This is a genomic window from Roseateles sp. P5_E8, from assembly GCF_054177665.1.
Genome location: NZ_JBGCUM010000012.1, coordinates 25,040 through 47,135 on the forward strand (window position 1 = coordinate 25,040; position 22,096 = coordinate 47,135).

The following is a 22,096-nucleotide window of genomic DNA, read 5'->3' on the forward strand; positions in this document are numbered from 1 at the left end:
ATCCATAAAGCTCGTATCCGGAGGAGACAACCGGTCGAGCACTTTCAACCTTGAAAGGTAGAACATGAGAACCTTGATACCCGCACTGCTGCTCGCCTTCGGCGCGAGCGCAGGCACCCTGGCGCAGGCGCAAAGCTGCGGCAGCGGCGGCGGCGCCACCGTCTGCCTGACGGCCACCGGCACGGCCAGCAACGTCCAACTGGGCTGGACCGTCAGTGGCACCGTCACGTCGTTGGAGATCTTCCGCGACACCGACGCCGACCCCAACGGCCGCATCCGCATTGCCGTGCCGGGCAGCAGCGCCAGGAACTACAACGACGCCTCGGGCAACATCGGCACGCGCTACTGGTACTGGGTCAAGTTCACGACCAACGCCGGCAGCTACAACTCCGGCTCGGCCAACGCCACGCTTGGCGCCAACTGCACGCCGACGGCCATCACGCCCTACATCAACGCCAACGGTGCGTGGACGCAAACGGCATCGGCCACCATCAAGACCGGTGCCTCGGCCATCCTCGGCCCGCAGCCGACATCCGGCGGCATGTGGAGCTGGAGCGGCTGCGGCACCGCAGGCGCAGCGCGCGAGCAGACCATTCAGCCGCCCGCAGCCTGCACGGCCACCGCCACCTACACCAACAGCTGTGGCGCCAAGACCCAGCAGACGTTCTCCGTCAAGGTGGGTACCTGGACGAGCACGAAGTTCGGCGGCGGCGGCTACGTCAGCGGCCTCGTCTTCCACCCAACGACTCCCAACCTGCTGTACGCGCGCACCGACATCGGTGGCGCCTACCGCTGGAACCAACTGACGTCGTCCTGGTTGCCCATCACCGACGGCCTTGGCTTCGGTGGCGGCGAGGCCAGTTTCCACGGCGTCGAAAGCATGGCCGTCGATCCGAACAACGACCAGCGCGTCTACATGGGCGCCGGCATGTACACGTTCGGGGGCAACGGCCGCCTGTACATCTCCAGCAACCGCGGTGACCAGTGGAGCTATGTCGCCCTGCCCTTCCCGCTGGGCGGCAACAACCCCGGCCGGGCCATCGGCGAGCGCCTGATGGTGGACCCCAACAAGCCGTCGACGCTGTTCTACGGCTCGCGCACGGCCGGCCTGTGGAAGAGCGCCGACTCCGGCCTCACCTGGGCCCAGGTGACGTCGCTGTCGAGCRCCAAGCTGACCCAGGACCAGGTCAATGCCTTGGGCATCAACAGCGCAATGGGCGTCGAGACGGTCGTCTACGACACCGCCACCAAGGGCAGCGGCACGGCCACGCAGACGATCTACGTGCCCATCGCGCCGGACTACGTCCAGACAGCCGGCCTGGCCTCGAACCTGTACAAGTCCAGCAACGGCGGTGCTTCGTGGACCCCGGTCGCGGTGCCGATCTCCGGCTATCACATCCCGCACATGGTGCGCGCCGCTGACGGCATGTTCTATGTGGCCTTCACCAAGGAGACCGGCCCGGGCGCCGGCGGTCCTGCCCGCCTCTACAAGTTCGACGGCAGCAACTGGACCTTGCTCAACAGCAATGACTCCGCGGGCTACGGCGGCTTGTCGGTCTCCGGCACGGGTGCTACCACGCGCATTGCGCTGGGTGTGACCAACACCTGGGGCAATTACAGCGGTCAGCAGATCATCCGGCTGTCCGACGACGCCGGCCGCAACTGGCGCGAGATTGCGGCCACCATGCCGCATACACCGGCCGATGGCGGTTTCTGGGGCTGGCCCGACGATGTCGAGATCGATCCGCTCAACCGGGAGCGCGTGCTGCACGTCACCGGCGGCGGGGTCTGGGAAACCCGCAACGCGTCCTCGGCCACGCCGAGCTGGAACGAGTTGGTCGACGGCATCGAGGAGACGGCCGTCCTGGGCCTGGCCACGCCGCCGGCCGGTGCCACGTACACCGTGATCAACAGCACGGGTGACATCGGCGCCTGGGTGCACACCAACCTCACGACCAAGCCGACGCTGACGCCGGCCACCAGCTGGAGCAACAGCTTCGCCGCTGACATGGCGTGGTCCGATCCGCAGTACATGGCCACCATTGGCGTCGTGCTGGGCAACAACACCGCCTACGGCATGTGGTCCGGCGACGGCGGCAAGACCTGGGCGAAGTTCGCCACCTACGCACCGGGCGCGGCGGAAAACACGGGTGGGGAAGCGAGCATCGCCATCACCGCGCGCAACAAGGCGGTCTGGGCACCCGGCTACTCGGTGCCGTCGTACACCACGGACAACGGCGCCACCTGGGTGCCGACCAATCTGCCGGCGATCAACAGCATCTACCCCCGCGCCTACCACCTGGTCGCCGATCGCAAGAACCCGAACAAGGTCTATGCCTACGATGCCGGTGGCAACTGGTGGGGCACGCCGGGCAAGGTCTACACGTCGACGGATGGCGGCCACACCTTCACGCTGAGCCAGGGCTCGGTGAACGCGGGGCTGGCACCGAACTACTTCGGCAACACCTCGCTGGCGGTCAACCCCAACGCCGAGGGCGACCTCTGGCTGGCTGACGGCAACGCCGTGTACCACTCGACGGATTCGGGCACGACCTGGACCAAGCTGAGCAACTTCGCGTCGATCTTCGTCGGCAACCCATGGGCGCAGGTGCAGGGCGCCTCGGCGGTGGCACTGGGCAAGGCCAAGGCCGGCGCCCCGTACTCGGCTGCGGTCTACGTCGTGGGCGTGAGCAACGGCGTGTGGGGCGTACATCGCTCCGACGACGGCGGCGCCACCTGGACGCGCTTCAACGACGACGCGAACCAGTTCGGCGGCATTGGCGTCATGGCGGCCGATCAAGGCATCTACGGCCGCATCTACATCAGTGGCACCGGCCGAGGAATGCTGTTCAGCAATTGAAGCTAGGGCTCGACTGACTGGCGTCCAGATCCTGGACGCCGCGCCTGCCGGCCCATTCATCACCGTCGCCGAGGTCGTGCCCATCCCCTGGGCCGGCCTCCTACAACGCTCGTATCCGGAGGAGACAACCGGCCGAGCACTTTCACCTTGAAAGGTAGAACATGAGAACCTTGATACCCGCACTGCTACTCGCCTTCGGCGCGAGCGCAGGCACCCTCGCGCAGGCCCAAAGCTGCGGCAGCGGCGGCGGCGCCACTGTCTGCCTCACGGCCAACGGCTCCGCCGACAACAACCAGCTCAGCTGGACCGTCAGCGGCAACGTCTCACGCCTGGAGGTCTACCGCGACACCGATGCCGACCCCAACGGCCGCAGTCGCATCGCCGTGCCGGGCAAGAGCGCCACGAGCTACGCCGACACCTCGGCCAACACCGGCACGCCCTACTGGTACTGGGTCAAGTTCACGACCAACGGCGGCAGCTACAACTCCGGTTCGGCCTCCGCCACGCGCGGCACTGCCTGCACGCCGACCGCTGTGTCGCCGTGGATCAGCAACAACGGCTCTTGGACGCAGACGTCTTCGGCCACGGTCACTGGCGGCAACTCCGCCATCCTCGGCCCGCAGCCGATCAACGGCGGCTCGTGGAGCTGGAGCGGCTGTGGCACGTCAGGCTCGGCCCGCGAGCAGTTGATCACCCCCGCTGCCAGCTGCACGGCCACCGCGACGTACACCAACGCCTGCGGCGCCAAGACCACCCAGGCGTTCGTCATCACCGTGCCCGGCTCCATGCGCGACCTGACGAGCGTGCAGCTGTCGCAGCTGATGTCGCCCGCCTGGAACGTGGGCAACTCGCTGGACGCCTCGCCCAACGAGACCAACTGGGGCAACCCGCTCATCAACCAGCAGCTGCTCAACGCAGTGAAGGCGGCCGGCTTCAAGACCATCCGCCTGCCCGTCAGCTGGAACCAGTACGCCGACGCCAACGGCAACATCAGCCCGACCTTCATGGCGCGCGTCACCGAGGTGGTCGGTTATGCCCGCAACGCCGGCCTGTACGTGGTGATGAACACTCACCATGAAGGCAGCTGGCTGATCCCGACCTACGCCTACCAGGCAAGTGCCAACGCGCGCCTGGCCAAGCTGTGGACGCAGATCGCCAACAACTTCAAGACCTACGACGACTACCTGCTGTTCGCCGGCACCAACGAGGTGATGGTGTCTGGCGACTACGGCCCGCCAACGGCCGAGTACCAGAACGTCCAGAACGGCTTCAACCAGGTCTTTGTCGACACGGTGCGGGCCACGGGTGGCAACAACGCCAAGCGCCATCTCGTGGTGCAGGGCTTCAACACGAACATCGACTCAACCTACAACGGCTTCATCAAGCCCGCGGATTCGGCGACGAACCGGATGTTCCTCGAAGTGCACTTCTACGACCCGTACCACTTCGCCCTCGACGGCGGCAGCAACATCTGGCAGTGGGGTGCGAGCGCGACCAACCCGGCCGTGACCGAGACCTGGGCCAATGAAGCCTACGTCGACGCGCAGTTCCAGAAGTTGAAGACCCGCTTCGTCGACGCCGGCCTGCCGGTGCTGATGGGTGAATACGGCGCCATCCTGAAGTCCGAGTACGACCCGGCGGGCACCTATCGCACCGCCTGGACCAAGTACGTGACCAAGTCGGCCTTCCAGCACGGCATCGTGCCGGTGTGGTGGGACAACGGCTACGACGCCAACCACCAGTTCGGCCTGTTCAACCGCTCGACCGGTGCGCAGTACTTCCCTGAACTGATCAAGGCCATCATCGACAACGCGAAGTGATGTGATGACGCAGGTCGGGTCGTGATTTCACGACCCGACCTTTCCTGCTTTTAGGCTCGCGCGAGATCGCGTCGACCGAAATGAAACTGATACCCACCATGACTTTCTGGCGCCCGCTGCTGGCAACGGCGCTGGCGCTTTTGGCCTCTCTGGGCCAGGCTGAGCCCTACCGCTGGGACAGCCTGGCTATCGGCGGTGGCGGCTATGTCGCGGCCATCGTGCCGAGCAAGACCGAACGCGGGTTGATCTACGCCCGCACCGATGTTGGCGGCGCCTACCGCTGGGACGCCAAGCAGGCGCGCTGGACCTCTCTGCTCGACGGCGTGTCAGAGGCCGACGTGGGCCTGCTGAGCGTGGACGCCCTGGCACTCGACCCCAAGGACAGCGACGTCGTCTACCTGCTGGCCGGCGTGCCCTACTTCAGCGGTGGCAAGACCGCGGTGCTGCGCTCGACCGACCGCGGCGCCACCTTCAGCCGTGTCACCGACGTGAGCCACCTGTTCCGCGCCAACGGCAACGGCCTGGGCCGCAGCAACGGCGAGAAGATGCAGGTCGACCCCGGCGACAGCCAGGTGCTCTACGTTGGCTCACGCACCAATGGCCTGTTCAAGAGCCTTGACGCCGGCACCAGCTTCAAGCGCGTGGACGCCTTGCCGGTGACCAGCACGCCCAACGAGACCGGCATCAGCTTCGTGCTGCTTGACCCGACCAGCGTGATCAGGGGCGTGGCACAGCGCATCTTCGTGGGCGTGTCGCGCTTCGGCTCGATCGGCCCCAACCTCTACCGCAGCGACGACGCCGGCGCCAGCTTCAAGCCGGTGGCCGAGGCGCCGTCGGCCTTCATCCCGCAGCGCGCGACGCTGGCCGTGGACGGCCATCTCTACATCACCTATGGCGACGGCTCGGGCCCGCATGGCGACTCGAAGAAGCTGAACCCGCCCGAGCCGCTGACGGCAGGCCAGGTGTGGAAGTACCAGGTCGCCAGCGGCGGCTGGACCAACGTCACGCCCAAGGGCGACAAGCGCGCGTTCTCGGGCGTGTCGGTCGATCCCGCCAACCCGAAGCGCCTGGTCATCTCGACCATCAACACCTGGATGCCGCAGGGCGGCAAGAACGCCGGCGACCGCTTCTACGTGACGAACGATGGCGGCCGCAGCTGGACCGACGTGGTGGAGCGCGGCTTCGCCATGGACACCAGTGGCGTCAGCTGGATCTCGGCCTACGCCATCCACTGGACGGGCTCCATCGAGTTCGACCCCTTCGACACCCGCGCCGTCTGGGTGACCTCCGGCAACGGCGTGTTCCGCACCGCCGACATAGACGCCGCGCCGGCCACCTGGACCTTCACCGTCAAGGGGCTGGAGGAGACCGTGCCCAACGTGGCCGTCAGCGTGCCGGGCGGCCCGCTGCTGTCGGTGATCGCCGACTACGACGGCTTTAGCCACCATCAGCTGGACGCCTTTGCGCCTATCCACGAACCCCGCCTGGGCTCGACCACGGGCCTCGCCGTCGCGAGCAGCAACACAGCGGTCGTCGTGCGCGTGGGCGGCAAGAAGATGTATCGCTCAGCCGACACCGGCACCACCTGGACCGAGGTGGCCGGCATGCAGGGCGGCTACGGCACGCTGGCGCTGTCGGCCGATGGCGCTGCGCTGCTGCACAGCTTCCGCCAGGCAGACGGCAGCAACCGCACGGTCCGCTCCACGAGCTTCACCGAGGCCAAGCCCGTCTGGACCGTCGTGCGTGGCCTGGAGGGCGCGCCGATGCGGCCGGTGGGCGACCCGGTGAACCCGGCCAAGTTCTACGCCTACGACCGCGGCAGCGTGCGCGTCAGCACCGATGGCGGCGCCAGCTTTATCGCCTCCGCCACGCTGGCTGCCAAGGGCTCGTCGCTGGTGCGAGTGGCGCCGGGCCGCGAGGGCGATGTCTGGATCGCCCTGAAGGAAGGCGGTCTGGCCCGCTCAACGGACTCCGGCCGCACGTTCACCACCTTCTCCAACATCGCCCACTGCGGTGCCGTGGGCTTCGGCAAGGCTATGGCCAACGTGCCCTACCCAACAGTCTTCATCTGGGGCTCGCCCAAGGGCAGACCGCTGGGCGTGTACCGCTCTACCGACGCCGGGGCCAGCTGGCTGCGCATCAACGACGACGCCCACCAGTTCGGCGGCCCGGGCAACGGCGAGTTCGTCACGGGCGACATGAACGTCGAAGGTCTGGTCTACATGAGCACTGTCGGTCGCGGCATCGTCTACGGCATGCCGGCCGACCGCCCCAATTCACTCAAACCGTGAGCACCATGAATCAAAAGCTTTCCCGCCGCGCACTGCTGCAATCCTCCGCTGCCGTCATGGGGGCCGCCGGCCTGCCCGCCCAAGCCGCGCCCGCCCCCTTCAAGCCGACCTGGGATTCCCTTGTCGGCGGCTACCGCACGCCCGACTGGTTCCGCGATGCCAAGTTCGGCATCTGGGCGCACTGGAGCGCGCAATGCGTGCCCGAGATGGGCGACTGGTATGCCCGCAACATGTACTTGCAGGGCAACTGGCAATACGACCACCACGTCAAGACTTACGGCCACCCGACCAAGGTCGGCTTCATGGAGATGCAGAACCGCTGGAAGGCAGAGAACTGGGACCCCGAAGCCTTGATGGACCTGTACGCGAAGGCCGGCGCGAAATACTTCGTCTCGCTCGCCAATCACCACGACAACTTCGACGCCTACGATTCCAAGTTCCACCCCTGGAACTCGGTGCGCGTCGGTCCCAAGAAGGACATCGTCGGCACCTGGGCCAAGGCCGCCCGCGCCAGAGGCATGCGCTTCGGCGTCAGCAACCACTCGGCGCACGCCTGGCACTGGCWGGCACCCGCCTAYGGCTACGACCCCGAAGGGCCGCTGGCCGGCCAGCGCTACGACGCCTTCAATCTGACCAAGGCCGACGGCAAGGGCAAGTGGTGGGAAGGCCTGGACCCGCAGGACCTCTACACGGGCCGCAACATGGTGATGCCCGACGGCATCAGCACCATGCGCACCGCCAACGAATGGCATGAGCACAACGATCGCGTGTGGGACGAGAAGGCGCCGCCGCACAACCCGGCGTTCACGCGCCAATGGTTCCTGCGCTGCCGCGACCTGATCGACAGCTACCGGCCCGACCTCGTCTACTTCGACAACTCGCGCCTGCCGCTCGGCCAGACCGGCCTGGACATCGCGGCGCATTACTACAACGCCAGCATGGCCTGGCACGGCGGCAAGCTGGAGGCTGTGCTCAACGCCAAGGAGATCCCGCCCGAATGGCGCGCTGGCGTCGTCGAGGACGTCGAGCGGGGCCAGCGTGCCGGCATCGAGCCGCTGCCCTGGCAGACCGACACCTGCATCGGCGACTGGCACTACAACCGCGGCGTCTTCGACCGGCACGGCTACAAGTCGGCCACCAGCGTCATCCACCGCCTGGTGGACATCGTCTCCAAGAACGGCAACCTGCTGCTGTCCATCCCGCTGCGCGGCGACGGCAGCATCGACGCCGACGAGCGCAAGGTCCTGGATGGGCTGGGAGAGTGGATGGGGCGCAACGGCGAAGCCATCCACGGCACGCGGCCGTGGCGCAGCTTCGGCGAAGGGCCGACGCAGGTCGGCGGCGGCATGTTCAGCGAAGGGCAGATCAAGACCTTCACGGCCCAGGACATCCGCTTCACCACCAAGGCCGGCGCGCTCTACGCCATCGGGCTGGCCTGGCCGACGAACGGCGTCATGCGCATCGCCGCGCTGGCGCAGGACTCGGGCCTGGCGCCGGGCGTCATCGAACGCGTCGAAGCCGTGGGCTCGACCGACAGCCTGCCCTTCAAGCGCACGCCGCAAGGGCTGGAGGTGCGGCTGCCCGAGGGCCTGGCCGGCACACCGGCCGTGGCTTTGAAGATTCGGGGAGGCGGGCTCTCATGAACACCCGTCGTGGTGCCCTGCCCGGCGCGGTCGTGGCGCTCTTTCCGAATCGAGGTTTCCCATGATTGCGCGCGTGCTTCCGCTCCTGGCACTTGGACTGGCCTGCGTCTGGCCGCAGCAGAGCCAGGCCGAGAACCCTGTCGTACAGACCAGCTTCACTGCCGATCCGGCACCGTTGGTGCACAAGGGCGTTGTCTACCTCTACACCGGGCAGGACGAGGACGAAGCCCGTGACTTCAAGATGCGCAACTGGCGTCTCTACACATCGACCGACATGTCGAACTGGACCGACAAGGGCGTCGTGGCGTCGCTGGCGACCTTTCCTTGGGCGGTGCAGGACAACGATGCCTGGGCTTCACAAGTGGTCGAGCGCAACGGCAAGTTCTACCTTTATGCGTCGGTGAGCGTACCGGGCTGGCCCAAAAGCGTGATTGCCGTCGCCGTGGCCGACAGACCCGAGGGGCCGTTCAAGGATGCCCTGGGCAAGCCGCTGATCGACAAGGGCATCGGCTACTTCGACCCCACGGTCTTTGTCGATGACGACGGGCAGGCGTACATGTACTGGGGCAATCCGAACCTGTACTACGTGAAGCTGAACCCGGACATGATCTCCTACAGCGGCGAGATCCAGCAGGCCGAGGGCAAGCCGCGCAACTACCAGGAAGGCCCCTGGGCCTACAAGCGCCAGGGCAAGTACTACATGGCCTACGCGTCGAGTTGCTGCCCCGAAGGCATCGGCTACGCCATGAGCGACAAGCCCACCGGCCCCTGGGTCTACAAGGGCGACATCATGGACCACAACGCCAACTCGACCGGCAACCACCCGGGCATCGTCGACTACATGGGCGGGTCCTACGTGTTCGGGTTCAACTACCGGCTGAACTTTGCCGACACGCCTATCCATCGCGAACGTCGCTCCGTCACGGTGACCCGCTTCGACTACAACGCGGACGGCACCATCAACATGCTCCCCTGGTGGGACAACGTCGGCGTCGCTCCGCTCAAACCCTTGTCGCCCTATGAACGCGTGGAGGCCGAGACCATGGCCTGGACGTCGCGCCTGAAGCGGGATCGGGATCGCCCGATGGACTGGGCGCCGGGCATCAAGACCGCGCGCAATGACAAGGTCGGCATGGTCGTCACGCGCATCACCGATCACAACTACATCAAGGTCAACAGCGTCGACTTTGGCAGCAAGGGCGCGGCCCGCTTCGTCGCCAACCTGGCCAGTGAGATGGATGGCGGCAAGATCGAGTTGCGGCTCGACAGCGTCGATGGGCCGCATCTCGGCACGCTGACGGTGGCCCGGACCGGCGGCCGGGATCAGTGGCAACAGCAAAGCGTGCCAGTCTCGGGCGCCACGGGCGTGCACGACCTCTACCTCATCTTCAGGGGGCAAGGCGAGCCGACGATGTTTGAGTTCGACTACTGGCGCTTCGACCGCAAGTGAAGCCAGCAACCCTCAAGCGCACGACGCAAGGGCTCGAAGTGCGGCTGCCGGAAGGCCTGACCGGCACGCCCGCCGTCGCACTGAAGGTCCGCGGCGCTGGGCTCGCATGAGCGGACGCCAATTCACTAGAAGCAGAACATGACGCCTACGCTTTCCCGCCGCTCGCTGCTGCAAGCCACCGCCGCCATGATAGGCGCCGCCGGCCTGCCCGCCGCCCACGCAGCGCCCACTCCCTTCAAGCCGACCTGGGACTCCCTCGTCGACGGCTACCGCACGCCCGACTGGTTCCGCGATGCCAAGTTCGGCATCTGGGCGCACTGGAGCGCGCAATGCGTGCCCGAGAGGGGCGACTGGTATGCCCGCAACATGTACATGCAGGGCAACTCGCAGTACGACCACCACGTCAAGACCTACGGCCACCCGACGAAGGTCGGCTTCATGGAGATGCAGAACCGCTGGAAGGGGGAGAACTGGAACCCCGAAGCGCTGATGGACCTGTACGTGAAGGCGGGTGCGAAGTACTTCGTCTCGCTCGCCAACCACCACGACAACTTCGACGCCTACGACTCCAAGTTCCACCCCTGGAACTCGGTGCGCGTCGGTCCCAGGAAGGACATCGTCGGCACCTGGGCCAAGCTGGCCCGCGCCAAGGGGCTGCGCTTCGGCGTCAGCAACCACTCGTCGCGTGCCTGGCACTGGTTGGCGCCTGCCTATGGCTACGACCCCGAAGGCCCGCTGGCCGGCCAGCGCTACGACGCCTTCAACCTGACCAAGGCCGACGGCAAGGGCAAGTGGTGGGAAGGCCTGGACCCGCAGGACCTCTACACAGGCCCCAACAGAGTGATGCCCGACGGCATCAGCACCGTGGCCGCCGTCACCGAATGGCATAAGCGGAGTTACTACACCTGGAAAGACGTGGAGCCACCGAACAACCCGGCGTTCATTCGCCAGTGGTTCCTGCGCTGCCGGGACTTGATCGACAGCTACAAGCCCGACCTCGTCTATTTCGACAACGCTCACCTGCCGCTCGGCCAGGCCGGCCTGGACATCGCGGCGCACTACTACAACGCCAGCATGGCCTGGCACGGCAAGGTGGAGGCCGTCATCAACGCCAAGGAGCTTTCACCCGAAATGCGTGGCGGCGTGGTGGAGGATCTCGAGCGGGGCCAGCGCGCCGGCATCGAGCCGCTGCCCTGGCAGACCTGCACCTGCATCGGCGACTGGCACTACAACCGCGGCATCTTCGACAACCACGGCTACAAGTCGGCCGCCAGCGTCATCCACCGCCTGGCGGACATCGTCTCCAAGAACGGCAACCTGCTGCTGTCCATCCCACTGCGCGGCGACGGCACCATCGACGCCGACGAACGCAAAATCCTGGAAGACATCGCCGCCTGGATGGGCCGCAACGGCGAAGCCATCCACGGCACACGACCGTGGCGCACCTTCGGCGAAGGGCCGACGAAGATCGGCGGTGGCATGTTCAGCGAAGGCCAACTCAAGAACTTCACCACCCAGGACATCCGCTTCACGGCCAAGGCCGGCGCGCTCTACGCCATCGGGCTGGCTTGGCCGACGGACGGCGTCATGCGCATCGCCGCGCTGGCGCAGGATTCCGCGCTGGCTCCGGGTGTGATCGAACGCGTCGAAGCGGTGGGCTCCACCGACAGCCTGCCGTTCAAGCGCGCGCCGCAAGGGCTGGAGGTGCGGCTGCCCGAAGGCCTGGCTGGTTCGCCGGCCGTGGCGTTGAAAGTTTCAGGCGGTGGGCTCGCATGACGCTACCTATCCGCAGACATTTCCTGGCACGGGCCGTTGCGCTCATTGCTGCGGTGCCGGCTTGCTCGCTGGCGGCGCCGCCCATACCCACGAATTCGCTGTTCGACGTCAGGCGTTTCGGCGCCAAGGGCGATGGACGCATGCTCGACTCGCCGGCGATCAACGCGGCCATTGCTGCCGCGGCGACAGCGGGCGGGGGAACTGTCTATTTCCCGCCGGGACGCTACTTGTCCGCATCAATCAGGCTCAAGAGCAATATCACGCTCTACCTGGAAGCGGGCGCGGTGATTGAAGCCGTTGACGCGACCGTGGCGCGCTACGACCTGCCCGAGCCGAACGAGGCCGGTGGCAACTATCAGGACTATGGTCACAGCCACTGGCAAAACAGCCTGATCTGGGGCATTGGCCTCGACAACGTGGCCATCGTGGGCGGCGGTTTGATTCACGGCAAAGGCTTGATCAGCGGCCACGACAAGTACACCGGCTACTACACCGACAAACCGGACCAGCCCGGCGAAGCCGACAAGGCGATTGCGCTGCGCGAATGCCGCAACGTGACCCTGCGCGATTTCTCAATCCTGCATGGAGGCCATTTCGGCATCTTGGCGACTGGCTGCGGAAATATGCTGATCGACCACTTGACCATCGACACCAACCGTGACGGCATGGATATCGACGGGTGCAACAACGTGCGCATCACGAATTGCAGCCTGAATACGCCCTGGGACGATGCGATTTGCCTCAAGGCCAGCTACGGCCTGGGGCGCATCCAGCACTGCGAAAACATCACGATCTCCGATTGCCTCGTATCGGGAAATTTCGACGAGGGCAGCGTCATTGATGGCACCTTCAAGCGCAGTGCGCCGGACTACCGGTCGGGGCGATATGGCCGCATCAAGATGGGCACCGAATCGAACGGCGACTTCAAGAACATCGCCATCACGAACTGCATTTTCGACGAGTGCCGCGGCCTGGCAATCGAGAGCGTGGACGGGTCACACATCGAGGATGTGACGATTTCCAACATCACCATGCGCAACGTGGTGAACGATCCGATCTTCATCCGCCTGGGCGCGCGCCTGCGCGGACCGAATCAGCCGCCGGTGGGCACCATCAAGCGCATCAATATCAGCAATGTTGTTGTCTCGGGTGCGCACGTCAATCACGCCAGCACCATCGCCGGGCTGGAAGGGCACTTGATCGAAGATATTCGTATCAGCAATGTGCAGATAGAAACGCAAGGCGGCGGCGACGCGGCCTGGAGCAAGGTGGTTCCGCCCGAAAACGCAAACGGATATCCCGAGCCCGGCATGTTCGGCAAGGCGCCGGCGTATGCGTTTTACATGCGCCACGTGAAGGCCATCGAGGTTCATCACGTCAAGGTTGGCTACGTCAAGCCGGAGGGCCGAACCGCGGTCGTGCTGGACGATGTCAGCGATGCCAGCTTCCATGCCGTCAATCTGCGGCGCGGGCACGGCGGGGCGGCGCTGTTCGCGCTGCGCGGGGTCAGCGAATTCTCGGCAAGGGACGTGCGCGGCATGCCGGACCGCGAGGTCCCGGGGCGCGTGGATGCGCTGACCTTGTAGACACGCAAGGCCATGACCAACGCGCCCTACCCCACCGTCTTGCCCATCAAAACCATAGCGATGACATGAAGTACATCAAGCACACTCTCTCCCGGCGCGAGGCGTTGCGGGCCGCCCTCGCCGCTGCCGCCACCCCACTGGGCGCTGCGGCAGCAACGGCCGCGATGGCCTCCTCCAGCGTGGCGAACGCCGCCGCCGGCAACCTGGCGCCTGAGGGCGCCGCGGCCCGCCGCGCGCAGCCATCGCTAGCCCCGGAATGGGTGCTGACGACGCCCCAGGGCACGCTGCGGATCAGCGCGCTCTGCGACCGCGCGCTGCGCGTGCGCTTCCTTCCTCCGCAGGCCACGATGCAGGCGCCGCCACCCAGCCTCACGCTGCTGCCCGGCCGTGCCAAGCCCCTCATGAAGCAGACGCCGGGCGCGGACGCGACCCGCCTGGAACTGCCGGCCATCCGCTGCGAGGTGGACAACGGTACCGGGGCACTGCGCTTCTTCGACCGCAACGGCGCCTTGCTGCTCGCTGAAGCGCCCGGCACCCGGCGGCTGACACCGTCGCGGCTGGGTGACGAGGCCGTGTTCATCGCCGAGCAGATTTTCGAGTCACCCGCCGGAGAGCGGCTCTACGGCACCGGCTGCTTTCAGGACGGGGCCATGGACCTGCGCGGCCACCCGCGCCGCCTGACGCAGGTGAACACGCAGATCAGCCTGCCGTTCATGCTGTCCAGCCGTGGCTACGGCTTGCTCTGGCACAACAACGGCATGGCCGAGCTGAACACGCCCGAGCAGTTGGTGGCACTGAGTCGTGCGAAAGCTGAGAACAAGGCCGAGAACAAGGCCGAAGTCGTGGACGTGACGACGACCACGGGCAATGCGCAGGTCGTGCGAAACCTGACGCGCTTTGAAGGCACGTTCCGAACGGCAACGGCGGGCCGTTTCGCCTTCCTCCTCGACGTGGGCCGCGCCATGGGTTCGCGCCACTCGGTCGAGATCGACGGCAAGTCCTGCGTCGAGATCGCGAACCACTGGCTGCCGCCGACGGTTGGCTTCGTCGTCGATCTGCCGGCAGGCGAACATCAGGTGCGCATCCACGCCGACAAGGATGACTCTCCCTCTCTGCGCTTTGGCGCCGTGGGCGCAACCACGGCGTGGCGCTCACCGGTGGCCGATGCCATCGACTACGTCGTCATCGCCGGCCCCAGCGCGGACGAGGTGTTCGAGGGCTACCGCGAGATATCCGGCGCCACGCCGATGATGCCGCGCTGGGCCTATGGCTACATCCACACCCGCGAACGCTTCCATTCGTCGCAGGAGATCGTCGACACGCTGCGCGAGTTCCGCCGCCGCAAGCTCCCCGTCGACGTGATGGTGCAGGACTGGCAGTACTGGGGTCGCCACGGCTGGAACGCGATGCGCTTCGACGAGGCCCACTACCCCGATCCCGCTGCGTTGATGCGCGAGGTGCACGGCATGAACGGGCGGCTCATGCTGTCGGTGTGGGCCAAGATCGGGCGCGACACCGAGCTCGGCCGCAGCACCGCAGCCGCCGGCCACTACATCGACCAAACCGACTGGGTCGACTTCTTCGACCCGAAGGCCGCCGCCTTCTACTGGAACAACCAGCGCGAACGCCTGCTCAAGCTCGGCATCGACGCCTGGTGGCAGGACGCGACGGAACCCGAGAACGACGACCTGGTGGGCCGGCATACGGCGGCCGGCCGAGGTGAGCGCGTGCGCCTGGCCTACCCGTGGCACGTCACGCGCACCGTCTACGAGGGCCAGCGCGAGGCGGCGCCCAATCAGCGGGTGATGATCCTCACGCGCTCGGCCTTCCCCGGGCAGCACCGTCATGCGGCGGCCACCTGGTCGGGCGACATCGGCAACGACTGGGACACGCTCAAGCGGCAGATCCCCGCGGGCCTCAACATGGCCGCCGCCGGCTATGCCTACTGGACGGTCGACGCTGGCGGCTTCTTCCGCCCGGGCGACGGCCAGTACACCGACAAGGCCTACCACGAGCGCCTGATCCGCTGGTTCCAGTACGCGACCTTCCTGCCGCTGCAGCGCGTGCATGGCTACATGACCAACACCGAGTTCTGGCGCTATGGCGACACGGTGGAGACGGTGGCTCGCCAGTATCTGGAGCTGCGCTATCAGCTGCTGCCCTACCTCTACAGCCTGGCCCACGAGGTGCATGCGAAAGGCGCGCCGATCATGCGGCCGCTGGTGTTCGACTTCCCGCAGGACCAGCAGGCCCTGGACCAGGCGCACAGCTACATGTTCGGCCGCGCGCTGCATGTGGCGCCGGTGCTGGCGCCCGAGGTGTCGAGCTGGCCGGTCTACCTGCCGCAGGCTGCCGGTGGCTGGGTCGATTTCTGGACCGGGGAACGGCGCGCTGGTGGCCGCACGCATGACGTGGCGTCGCCGCTGGAGCGCGTGCCCCTGCACCTGCGCGCGGGCAGCATCCTGCCGCTCGGGCCGGTGCTGCAGTCCACCGCCGAGGCCACCGGTGAGGTGCTCGACCTCTACGTCGTGCCCGGCGCCGATGGTGCCTTCGACCTCTACGAGGACGGCGGCCTGGACTATGCCTACGAGAAGGGCGGGTTCAGCGTGATCCGCATGACCTGGGACGACCGCCGCGGCGTGCTGCGCCTGGCGTCGCGCAGCGGCCGCTTCGCGGGCATGCGTACGACCAAGCGCCTGCGCATCCACCGCATCGGCAACGGCGGGCCGACGCTGCAATCCACACCGCTGCGCGAGGTGGTCTACACCGGCCGCGCCGTGGAAATACGCCTGAGCTGAACGCTCGCCAAGACCAACACAGCCCACACATCTCCATGAAGACCACCCACCTCGCCATCGCCACGCTGGCCCTGGCCGCATCGGGCGCCCAGGCAGCCGACGCCGTCATCACTTCGCCCGATGGCCGCGTCGCGCTGCGCATCGCCGTCAACGGCGGCCAGTTCAGCGTCAACCGCAATGGCGAAGCCGTCATCGCCCCCTCACCGCTGGGGCTGGAGCTGGAAGGCCAGCCCCTCGGCGCGTTGACGCTGGAGTCACGCCAGGACGTCGCCGAAGACCGCGTCATTCCCCTCGTCGCCACGAAGGCGGCCACGGCGCGCGACCACTACCGCGGCGCGACGCTCACCTTCCGCGAGGCGGGCGCCGGCCGCCGCCTCTTCATTGATGCCCGCGCCTACGACGACGGCGTTGCCTTCCGCTACCGGCTCGAGGACAGCGGCCCCGTGAAGCTGCGCGGCGAACGCACGGCCTTCGTGCCGGACGGCGACCCGTCGTGCCTCGTCACGCCCACCGACGGTTCGCACGAGCAGCCGTTCGAACGGCTGCGCATCTCGCAGATGAAACCGGGTGCCGCCTACGACGTGCCGGTGGTCTGCGCCACGCCGTCGGGCCGCACGCACTACGCCATCACGCAGGCCAATCTGAAGGGCTATGCCGGCGCCTCGCTGCGGCGCGAAGGCGACGCGCTGCGCCTGCATCTGTCGGCCGTGCCGGGGCGGCCGGGCGCGGCCTTCGTCTCGCCGGGCGGGCTGACGACTGCCTGGCGTGCCGTCATGCTGGCCGACCAGGCCGGCAAGCTGATCGAGTCGCACCTCGTCGGCAACCTCAACCCGCCGCCCGAAGGTGATTTCAGCTGGGTCAAGCCCGGCAAGGCGGCATGGGACTGGTGGTCCGGCCCGCTGGTCGGCATGAAGCCCGACATGGGCGCCTACAAGCGCTTCATCGACTTCGCCGCCGAGTCCGGCTTCCCCTACTACTTGATCGACGCGAATTGGGCCTCGGGCCCGAGCGGCTGCTGCGACGCCAGCCCGGAGACCGACATCACCCGCCCGGCGAAGGGCATCGACATGGCCGAACTCGCGCGCTACGCCGAGGCCAAGGGCGTGGGCTTGCTGCTGTGGGCGCACTGGGCGCATGTGGACGCGCGCATGGACGAAGTGCTGGACACCTACGTCCGCTGGGGCATCAAGGGCGTCAAGGTCGACTTCATGAACCGTGACGACCAGCAGGTGGTGGACTTCTACGAGCGCATCGCCGCCGCCACCGCCAAGCGCAAGCTGCTGCTGGACCTGCACGGCGCCTACGTGCCTGCCGGCCTGCAGCGCACCTTTCCCAACTACATCACGCAGGAAGGCGTGCTCGGTGCCGAGTGGAGCAAGATGACCACGCGCACCACCCCCAGCCACAACGTGACCTTGCCGTACACGCGCATGCTGGTCGGCCCGATGGACTACACGCCCGGAGGCTTCCGCAACGCGACACCGGCCACCTTCGAGGTGCGCGCAGAAATGCCGCTGGTGCAGAACACGCGCGGCCRGGCGCTGGCGATGTATGTCGTCTACGACAGCCCGCTGCAGATGGTGTCCGACGACCCGACCGCCTACCGCGGCGAGCCCGGCTTCGACTTCATCAAGCGCGTGCCCACCGCCTGGGACGAAACCCGCTTCATCGCCGGCGAGCCGGGCCAGGACATCGTGCTGGCGCGCCGCCATGGCAAGACCTGGTACATCGGCGCAATGACAGGCGACGAGGCCCGCACGCAAAAGGTGTCGCTGGGCTTCCTGCCGGCCGGCAACTGGCGCGCCACGATCTGGCAGGACGGCGAGGTCGTGCGCGAAGTGCGCCGCACGCAGCGCAAGGTCACCCGCAAGGACGTGCTCAGCCTGTCCCTGGCCGCGGCTGGCGGCGCCGCCGTTGTGCTGGAGCCATTGCCTGCCCCGTGATCAACGCCGCAGCGCGATCACATCAACGATTCGATCCTGTTTTCCGTCATGAGCACGTGCAGTAAACGATCCTTTGTCCTTTCCATTCTTGCCGCTAGCGTCACGGCAGGTTGCGGAGGTGGCGGCACGGGTGGCGGCACGCCACCCCCGCCTCCATCGTCCGGCGGCGGGACGCCCTCGCCGCCTCCGCCTCCGCCCCCACCGCCTCCGCCGCCCCCTCCACCTGCTCCCCCGCCACCTGCGAGCGGCAGTGGCGGGACGACGTCTCCTGCCGGGACGTGGACGAGCGTGAAGTGGGGCGGCGGCGGCTACGTCACGGGCCTGGTCTTCCACCCGGCCACCGCCAACCTGCTGTATGCGCGCACCGACATCGGTGGCGCCTACCGATGGAACCAGGCCACGTCGTCCTGGACGCCCATCACCGACGGCCTGGGTTTCGGTGCGGTCGAGGCCCGTCACCACGGCGTCGAAAGCATGGCCGTCGATCCGAACAACGACCAACTCGTCTACATGGCCACCGGCATGTACGTGGCCGATGGCAACGGCCGCCTGTACATCTCCAGCGACCGTGGCGACCACTGGACCTACGTCGCCCTGCCCTTCTCCCTGGGCGGCAACAACCCCGGGCGGGCCATCGGCGAACGCCTGATGGTCGACCCCAACAAGCCGTCGACGCTGTTCTACGGCTCGCGCACGGCCGGCCTGTGGAAGAGCACCGACTCGGGCCTCAGCTGGGCCCAGGTCACGTCGCTGTCGACCCTCAAGATGACCCAGGACCAGCTCAACGCCAACGGCGGTACGGCCATGGGCGTCGAGACGGTCGTCTACGACACCGGCACCAAGGGCAGCGGCTCGGCCACGCAGACGATCTACGCGCCCATCGCGCCGGACTACGTCAGCCTGGCAGGCCTCGGCTCGAACCTGTACAGGTCGACGGACGGCGGCGCATCGTGGACTGCGGTGCCGACCCCGGTCTCCGGCTATCACATCCCGCACATGGCGCGCGCCGCGGACGGCATGTTCTACGTCGCGTTCACCAAGGACCCCGGGCCAGGCGCGGGTGGCCCCGCGCGGCTCTACAAGTTCGACGGCAGCAACTGGACCCTGCTGAAGGACCCGAACAGCGGCGGGACAGGAACGGGTCTCGGCCTCGGCGGCCTGTCCGTCTCCGGCACCGGCTCGAGCACGCGCATCGCCTTGGGCGTGACCAACACCTGGGGCAACTACAGCGGTCAGCAGGCCATTCAGTGGTCGAGCGACGCCGGCAAGACCTGGCGCGAGATCGCGGCCACCATGCCGCGTACGCCGGCCGACGGCTCCTTCTGGGGCTGGCCCGACGATGTCGAGATTGACCCGTTCAACGCCGACCGGGTGTTCCATGTCCATGGCGGCGGCGTCTGGGAAACCCGCAACGCTTCTTCGGCCACGCCGAGTTGGACCGAGGCCGTCGATGGCCTGGAGGAAACCGCGGTGCTGGGCCTGGCCACGCCGCCGGCCGGTGCCACGTATACATTGATCAACAGTTCGGGCGACGTCGGCCCCTGGGTGCACACCAACCTCGCGACCAAGCCGACGCTGACGCCGGGCACCAGCTGGAGCAACGGCTTTGCCGCCGACATGGCCTGGTCCGACCCGCAATACATCGCCAGCATCGGCGTCGTCCTCGGCACCAGTACCGGCTTCGGCGTGTGGTCCGGCGACGGGGGCAAGAGCTGGGCGAAGTTCGCCGCCTACCCGACGGGTGTCGCGGACAACAAGGGTGGTGAAGCCAGCATCGCCGTCACGGCGCGCAACAAGGCGGTCTGGGCGCCCGGCAACTCGGTGCCGTCGTACACCACGGACAACGGCGTCACCTGGGTCGCGACCAATCTGCCGGCGATCAACAGCGTCTTTCCCCGCGCCTATCGCCTGGCCGCGGATCGCAAGAATCCGAACAAGGTCTATGCCTACGACTCCGGTGGCCATTGGTGGGGCACGCCGGGCAAGGTCTACGTGTCGACGGATGGCGGCCACACGTTCACGCTGAGCCCCGGCTCGGTAGCTGCGGGGCTGGCCCCCAACTACTTCGGCAACACCTCGCTGGCGGTCAACCCCAACGCCGAGGGCGAGCTCTGGCTGGCCGATGGCAACGCCGTGTACCACTCGACCGATTCGGGCGCGACCTGGACCAAGCTCAGCAACTTCGCGTCGATCTTCATCGGCAATGCCTGGGCCGATGTGCAGGGCGCCTCGGCGGTGGCGCTCGGCAAGGCCAAGCCCGGCGCCGCGTACTCGGCGGCGGTCTATGTGGTGGGCGTGGTGGGCGGCGTGTGGGGCGTCTACCGCTCCGACGACGCTGGCGCCACCTGGACCCGCTTCAACGACGACGCACACCAGTTCGGCGGCATCGGCGTGATGGCGGCCGACCAGAACGTCGATGGCCGTATCTACGTCAGCGGCACCGGCCGAGGCCTGCTGTACAGCAACTGAACCCCGCTACCTTCACTTCCTCATTCCGAATCGCCCATGAACAAGACAAACGCGACAGCCACCACCTCGGCCGATGAACCGGCGCGCCGCAGCTTCGTGCGCACCGTGGCTGGCGCCGGGCTGGCCGCCATGGCCGGCGGGTCGACGGCAGCTACCGCCGGCTCCTCTGCCAAGGTCTCCGCCACCGGCGCTCCCGAGCCCGGCCTGCCCTTCCACGCCTGGGCCGCCACGCCGCCGATGGGCTGGAACAGCTGGGACGCCTTCGGCGCCAGCGTCACCGAAGCCGAGTACCTGGACAACGCGCGCATCCTGGCCGAGCGCTTCCTGCCCTTCGGCTACGACACCGCCACCGTCGACATCCAGTGGTACGAGGCGGGCGCCACATCGGGCTGGTACCGGAACTTCGCGCCGCTGGTGCTGGACGGCAACGGCCGCCCGCAGCCCGCACCCAACCGTTTCCCCAGCGCTGCCGGCGGCCGCGGCTTCGCGCCGCTCGCCGCCCAGGTGCACGCAATGGGCCTGCGCTTCGGTGTGCACATCATGCGCGGCATCCCGCGCCAGGCGGTCGGGCTGGAGCTGCCCATCGCCGGCAGCAAGTACCGCTGCAACGAGGTGGCCAACGCCGGCTCGACCTGCGCCTGGAACACCGACATGTGCGGCGTGAACCCCGAACACCCCGGCGCCTTCGACTGGTATCGCGCCTGGTTCGCCCAGCTGGCCGACTGGGGCGTGGACTTCGTCAAGGTCGACGACATTGCCGCGCCCAACTACCAGGCCAAGGAAGTCGAGCTGATCCGCCGCGCCATTGACGCCACCGGCCGACGCATGGTGCTGAGCCTGTCGCCCGGCCCGGCGCATCTGGAGCAGGCGGCGCACTTGCAGGCCCACGCCAACCAATGGCGCGTCTGCAACGACTTCTGGGACACCTGGCCCCAGCTGCGCGACAACCTGGTGAACCTGGTGAAGTGGGCGCCGCACGCCCGCGCCGGTGCCTGGCCCGATGCCGACATGCTGCCCGTCGGCAAGATCGGCCTGCGCAACTACGACGACAAAGGCCGCGGCGAGCGCGATACCGGTTTCACGCGTGACGAGCAGTTGATGATGCTCACCGCCTGGACCTGCGCGCGCAGCCCGCTCATCCTCGGCAACGACCTGCGCAAGCTCGACGACTGGACGCTGCGCCTGGTGACCAACCCCGAGGTGCTGGCGCTGCTGCGCGTGCCCGGGGCACGCGAGTGGCACTCGGTGGCACAGGGCCACCGCTTCGTCTGCACCGGTCCGCAAGGCACCTGGGCGGCATGGCTGAACACCGGCGACGCGCCATGGCAGGTGCCGCTGCCCGCTTGGCTGCCGGACGCCAGCCGCGACTGCTGGGCACGCGCGGATCTGCCCGCAGGCACCCGCGTGCTCACCATCCCACCCCATGGCGCGCGCCTCGTGCGCTGTGCTTGAACACCTGA

General features: G+C 67.4%; 11 protein-coding genes. All 11 read left to right on the plus strand.

Features of this window, described 5'->3' with window-relative positions; translation table 11 throughout:
• The first annotated feature begins 64 nt into the window (after positions 1–64).
• The 11 genes from ACXRVZ_RS09605 (at position 65) to ACXRVZ_RS09655 (ending at position 22,088) form a co-directional block, all read left to right on the plus strand.
• Positions 65–2,860, plus strand: coding sequence for a dockerin (locus ACXRVZ_RS09605; protein ID WP_458232343.1), 2,796 nt, complete (start codon positions 65–67; stop codon positions 2,858–2,860).
• Positions 2,861–3,021: 161 nt separating this feature from the next.
• Entirely contained in the window at positions 3,022–4,680 is a 1,659-nt protein-coding gene (locus ACXRVZ_RS09610) for a cellulase family glycosylhydrolase (RefSeq protein ID WP_457421205.1), read from the plus strand.
• A gap of 98 nt (positions 4,681–4,778) precedes the next feature.
• Entirely contained in the window at positions 4,779–6,971 is a 2,193-nt protein-coding gene (locus ACXRVZ_RS09615; protein ID WP_457421203.1) for a WD40/YVTN/BNR-like repeat-containing protein, read from the plus strand.
• Positions 6,972–6,976: 5 nt separating this feature from the next.
• Positions 6,977–8,614 (plus strand): alpha-L-fucosidase, encoded by a 1,638-nt coding sequence (locus ACXRVZ_RS09620; protein ID WP_458232344.1) that lies wholly within the window; start codon positions 6,977–6,979, stop codon positions 8,612–8,614.
• Positions 8,615–8,687: 73 nt separating this feature from the next.
• A complete protein-coding gene (locus ACXRVZ_RS09625) occupies positions 8,688–10,064 on the plus strand; it encodes a glycoside hydrolase family 43 protein (RefSeq protein ID WP_457421199.1) in 1,377 nt (458 codons plus the stop codon).
• A gap of 138 nt (positions 10,065–10,202) precedes the next feature.
• Positions 10,203–11,840 carry an alpha-L-fucosidase gene (locus ACXRVZ_RS09630; RefSeq protein ID WP_457421197.1) on the plus strand — a complete coding sequence of 546 codons (1,638 nt, stop codon included), beginning with the start codon at positions 10,203–10,205 and terminating at the stop codon, positions 11,838–11,840.
• Complete coding sequence (locus ACXRVZ_RS09635; protein WP_458232345.1) at positions 11,837–13,426, plus strand: rhamnogalacturonidase; 1,590 nt, start codon at positions 11,837–11,839, stop codon at positions 13,424–13,426. Before ACXRVZ_RS09630 ends, ACXRVZ_RS09635 begins: the two co-directional genes overlap by 4 nt.
• A gap of 65 nt (positions 13,427–13,491) precedes the next feature.
• Positions 13,492–16,224, plus strand: coding sequence for a TIM-barrel domain-containing protein (locus ACXRVZ_RS09640; RefSeq protein ID WP_457421193.1), 2,733 nt, complete (start codon positions 13,492–13,494; stop codon positions 16,222–16,224).
• A 35-nt stretch (positions 16,225–16,259) separates the two neighbouring features.
• On the plus strand, positions 16,260–18,167 hold the full coding sequence (locus ACXRVZ_RS09645) for a glycoside hydrolase family 97 protein (protein WP_458232346.1): 1,908 nt from the start codon (positions 16,260–16,262) through the stop codon (positions 18,165–18,167).
• 288 nt (positions 18,168–18,455) lie between these two features.
• A complete protein-coding gene (locus tag ACXRVZ_RS09650; protein ID WP_458232347.1) occupies positions 18,456–20,636 on the plus strand; it encodes a dockerin in 2,181 nt (726 codons plus the stop codon).
• 36 nt (positions 20,637–20,672) lie between these two features.
• A complete protein-coding gene (locus ACXRVZ_RS09655) occupies positions 20,673–22,088 on the plus strand; it encodes a hypothetical protein (RefSeq protein WP_457421187.1) in 1,416 nt (471 codons plus the stop codon).
• The last annotated feature ends 8 nt before the right edge of the window (positions 22,089–22,096 follow it).

Bases quoted from the DNA above. Each gene is read 5' to 3' on its own strand.
- ACXRVZ_RS09610 (WP_457421205.1), top strand. From the start codon at position 3,022: ATGAGAACCTTGATACCCGCACTGCTACTCGCCTTCGGCGCGAGCGCA.
- ACXRVZ_RS09655 (WP_457421187.1), top strand. From the start codon at position 20,673: ATGAACAAGACAAACGCGACAGCCACCACCTCGGCCGATGAACCGGCG.
- ACXRVZ_RS09635 (WP_458232345.1), top strand. From the start codon at position 11,837: ATGACGCTACCTATCCGCAGACATTTCCTGGCACGGGCCGTTGCGCTC.
- ACXRVZ_RS09640 (WP_457421193.1), top strand. From the start codon at position 13,492: ATGAAGTACATCAAGCACACTCTCTCCCGGCGCGAGGCGTTGCGGGCC.
- ACXRVZ_RS09615 (WP_457421203.1), top strand. From the start codon at position 4,779: ATGACTTTCTGGCGCCCGCTGCTGGCAACGGCGCTGGCGCTTTTGGCC.
- ACXRVZ_RS09630 (WP_457421197.1), top strand. From the start codon at position 10,203: ATGACGCCTACGCTTTCCCGCCGCTCGCTGCTGCAAGCCACCGCCGCC.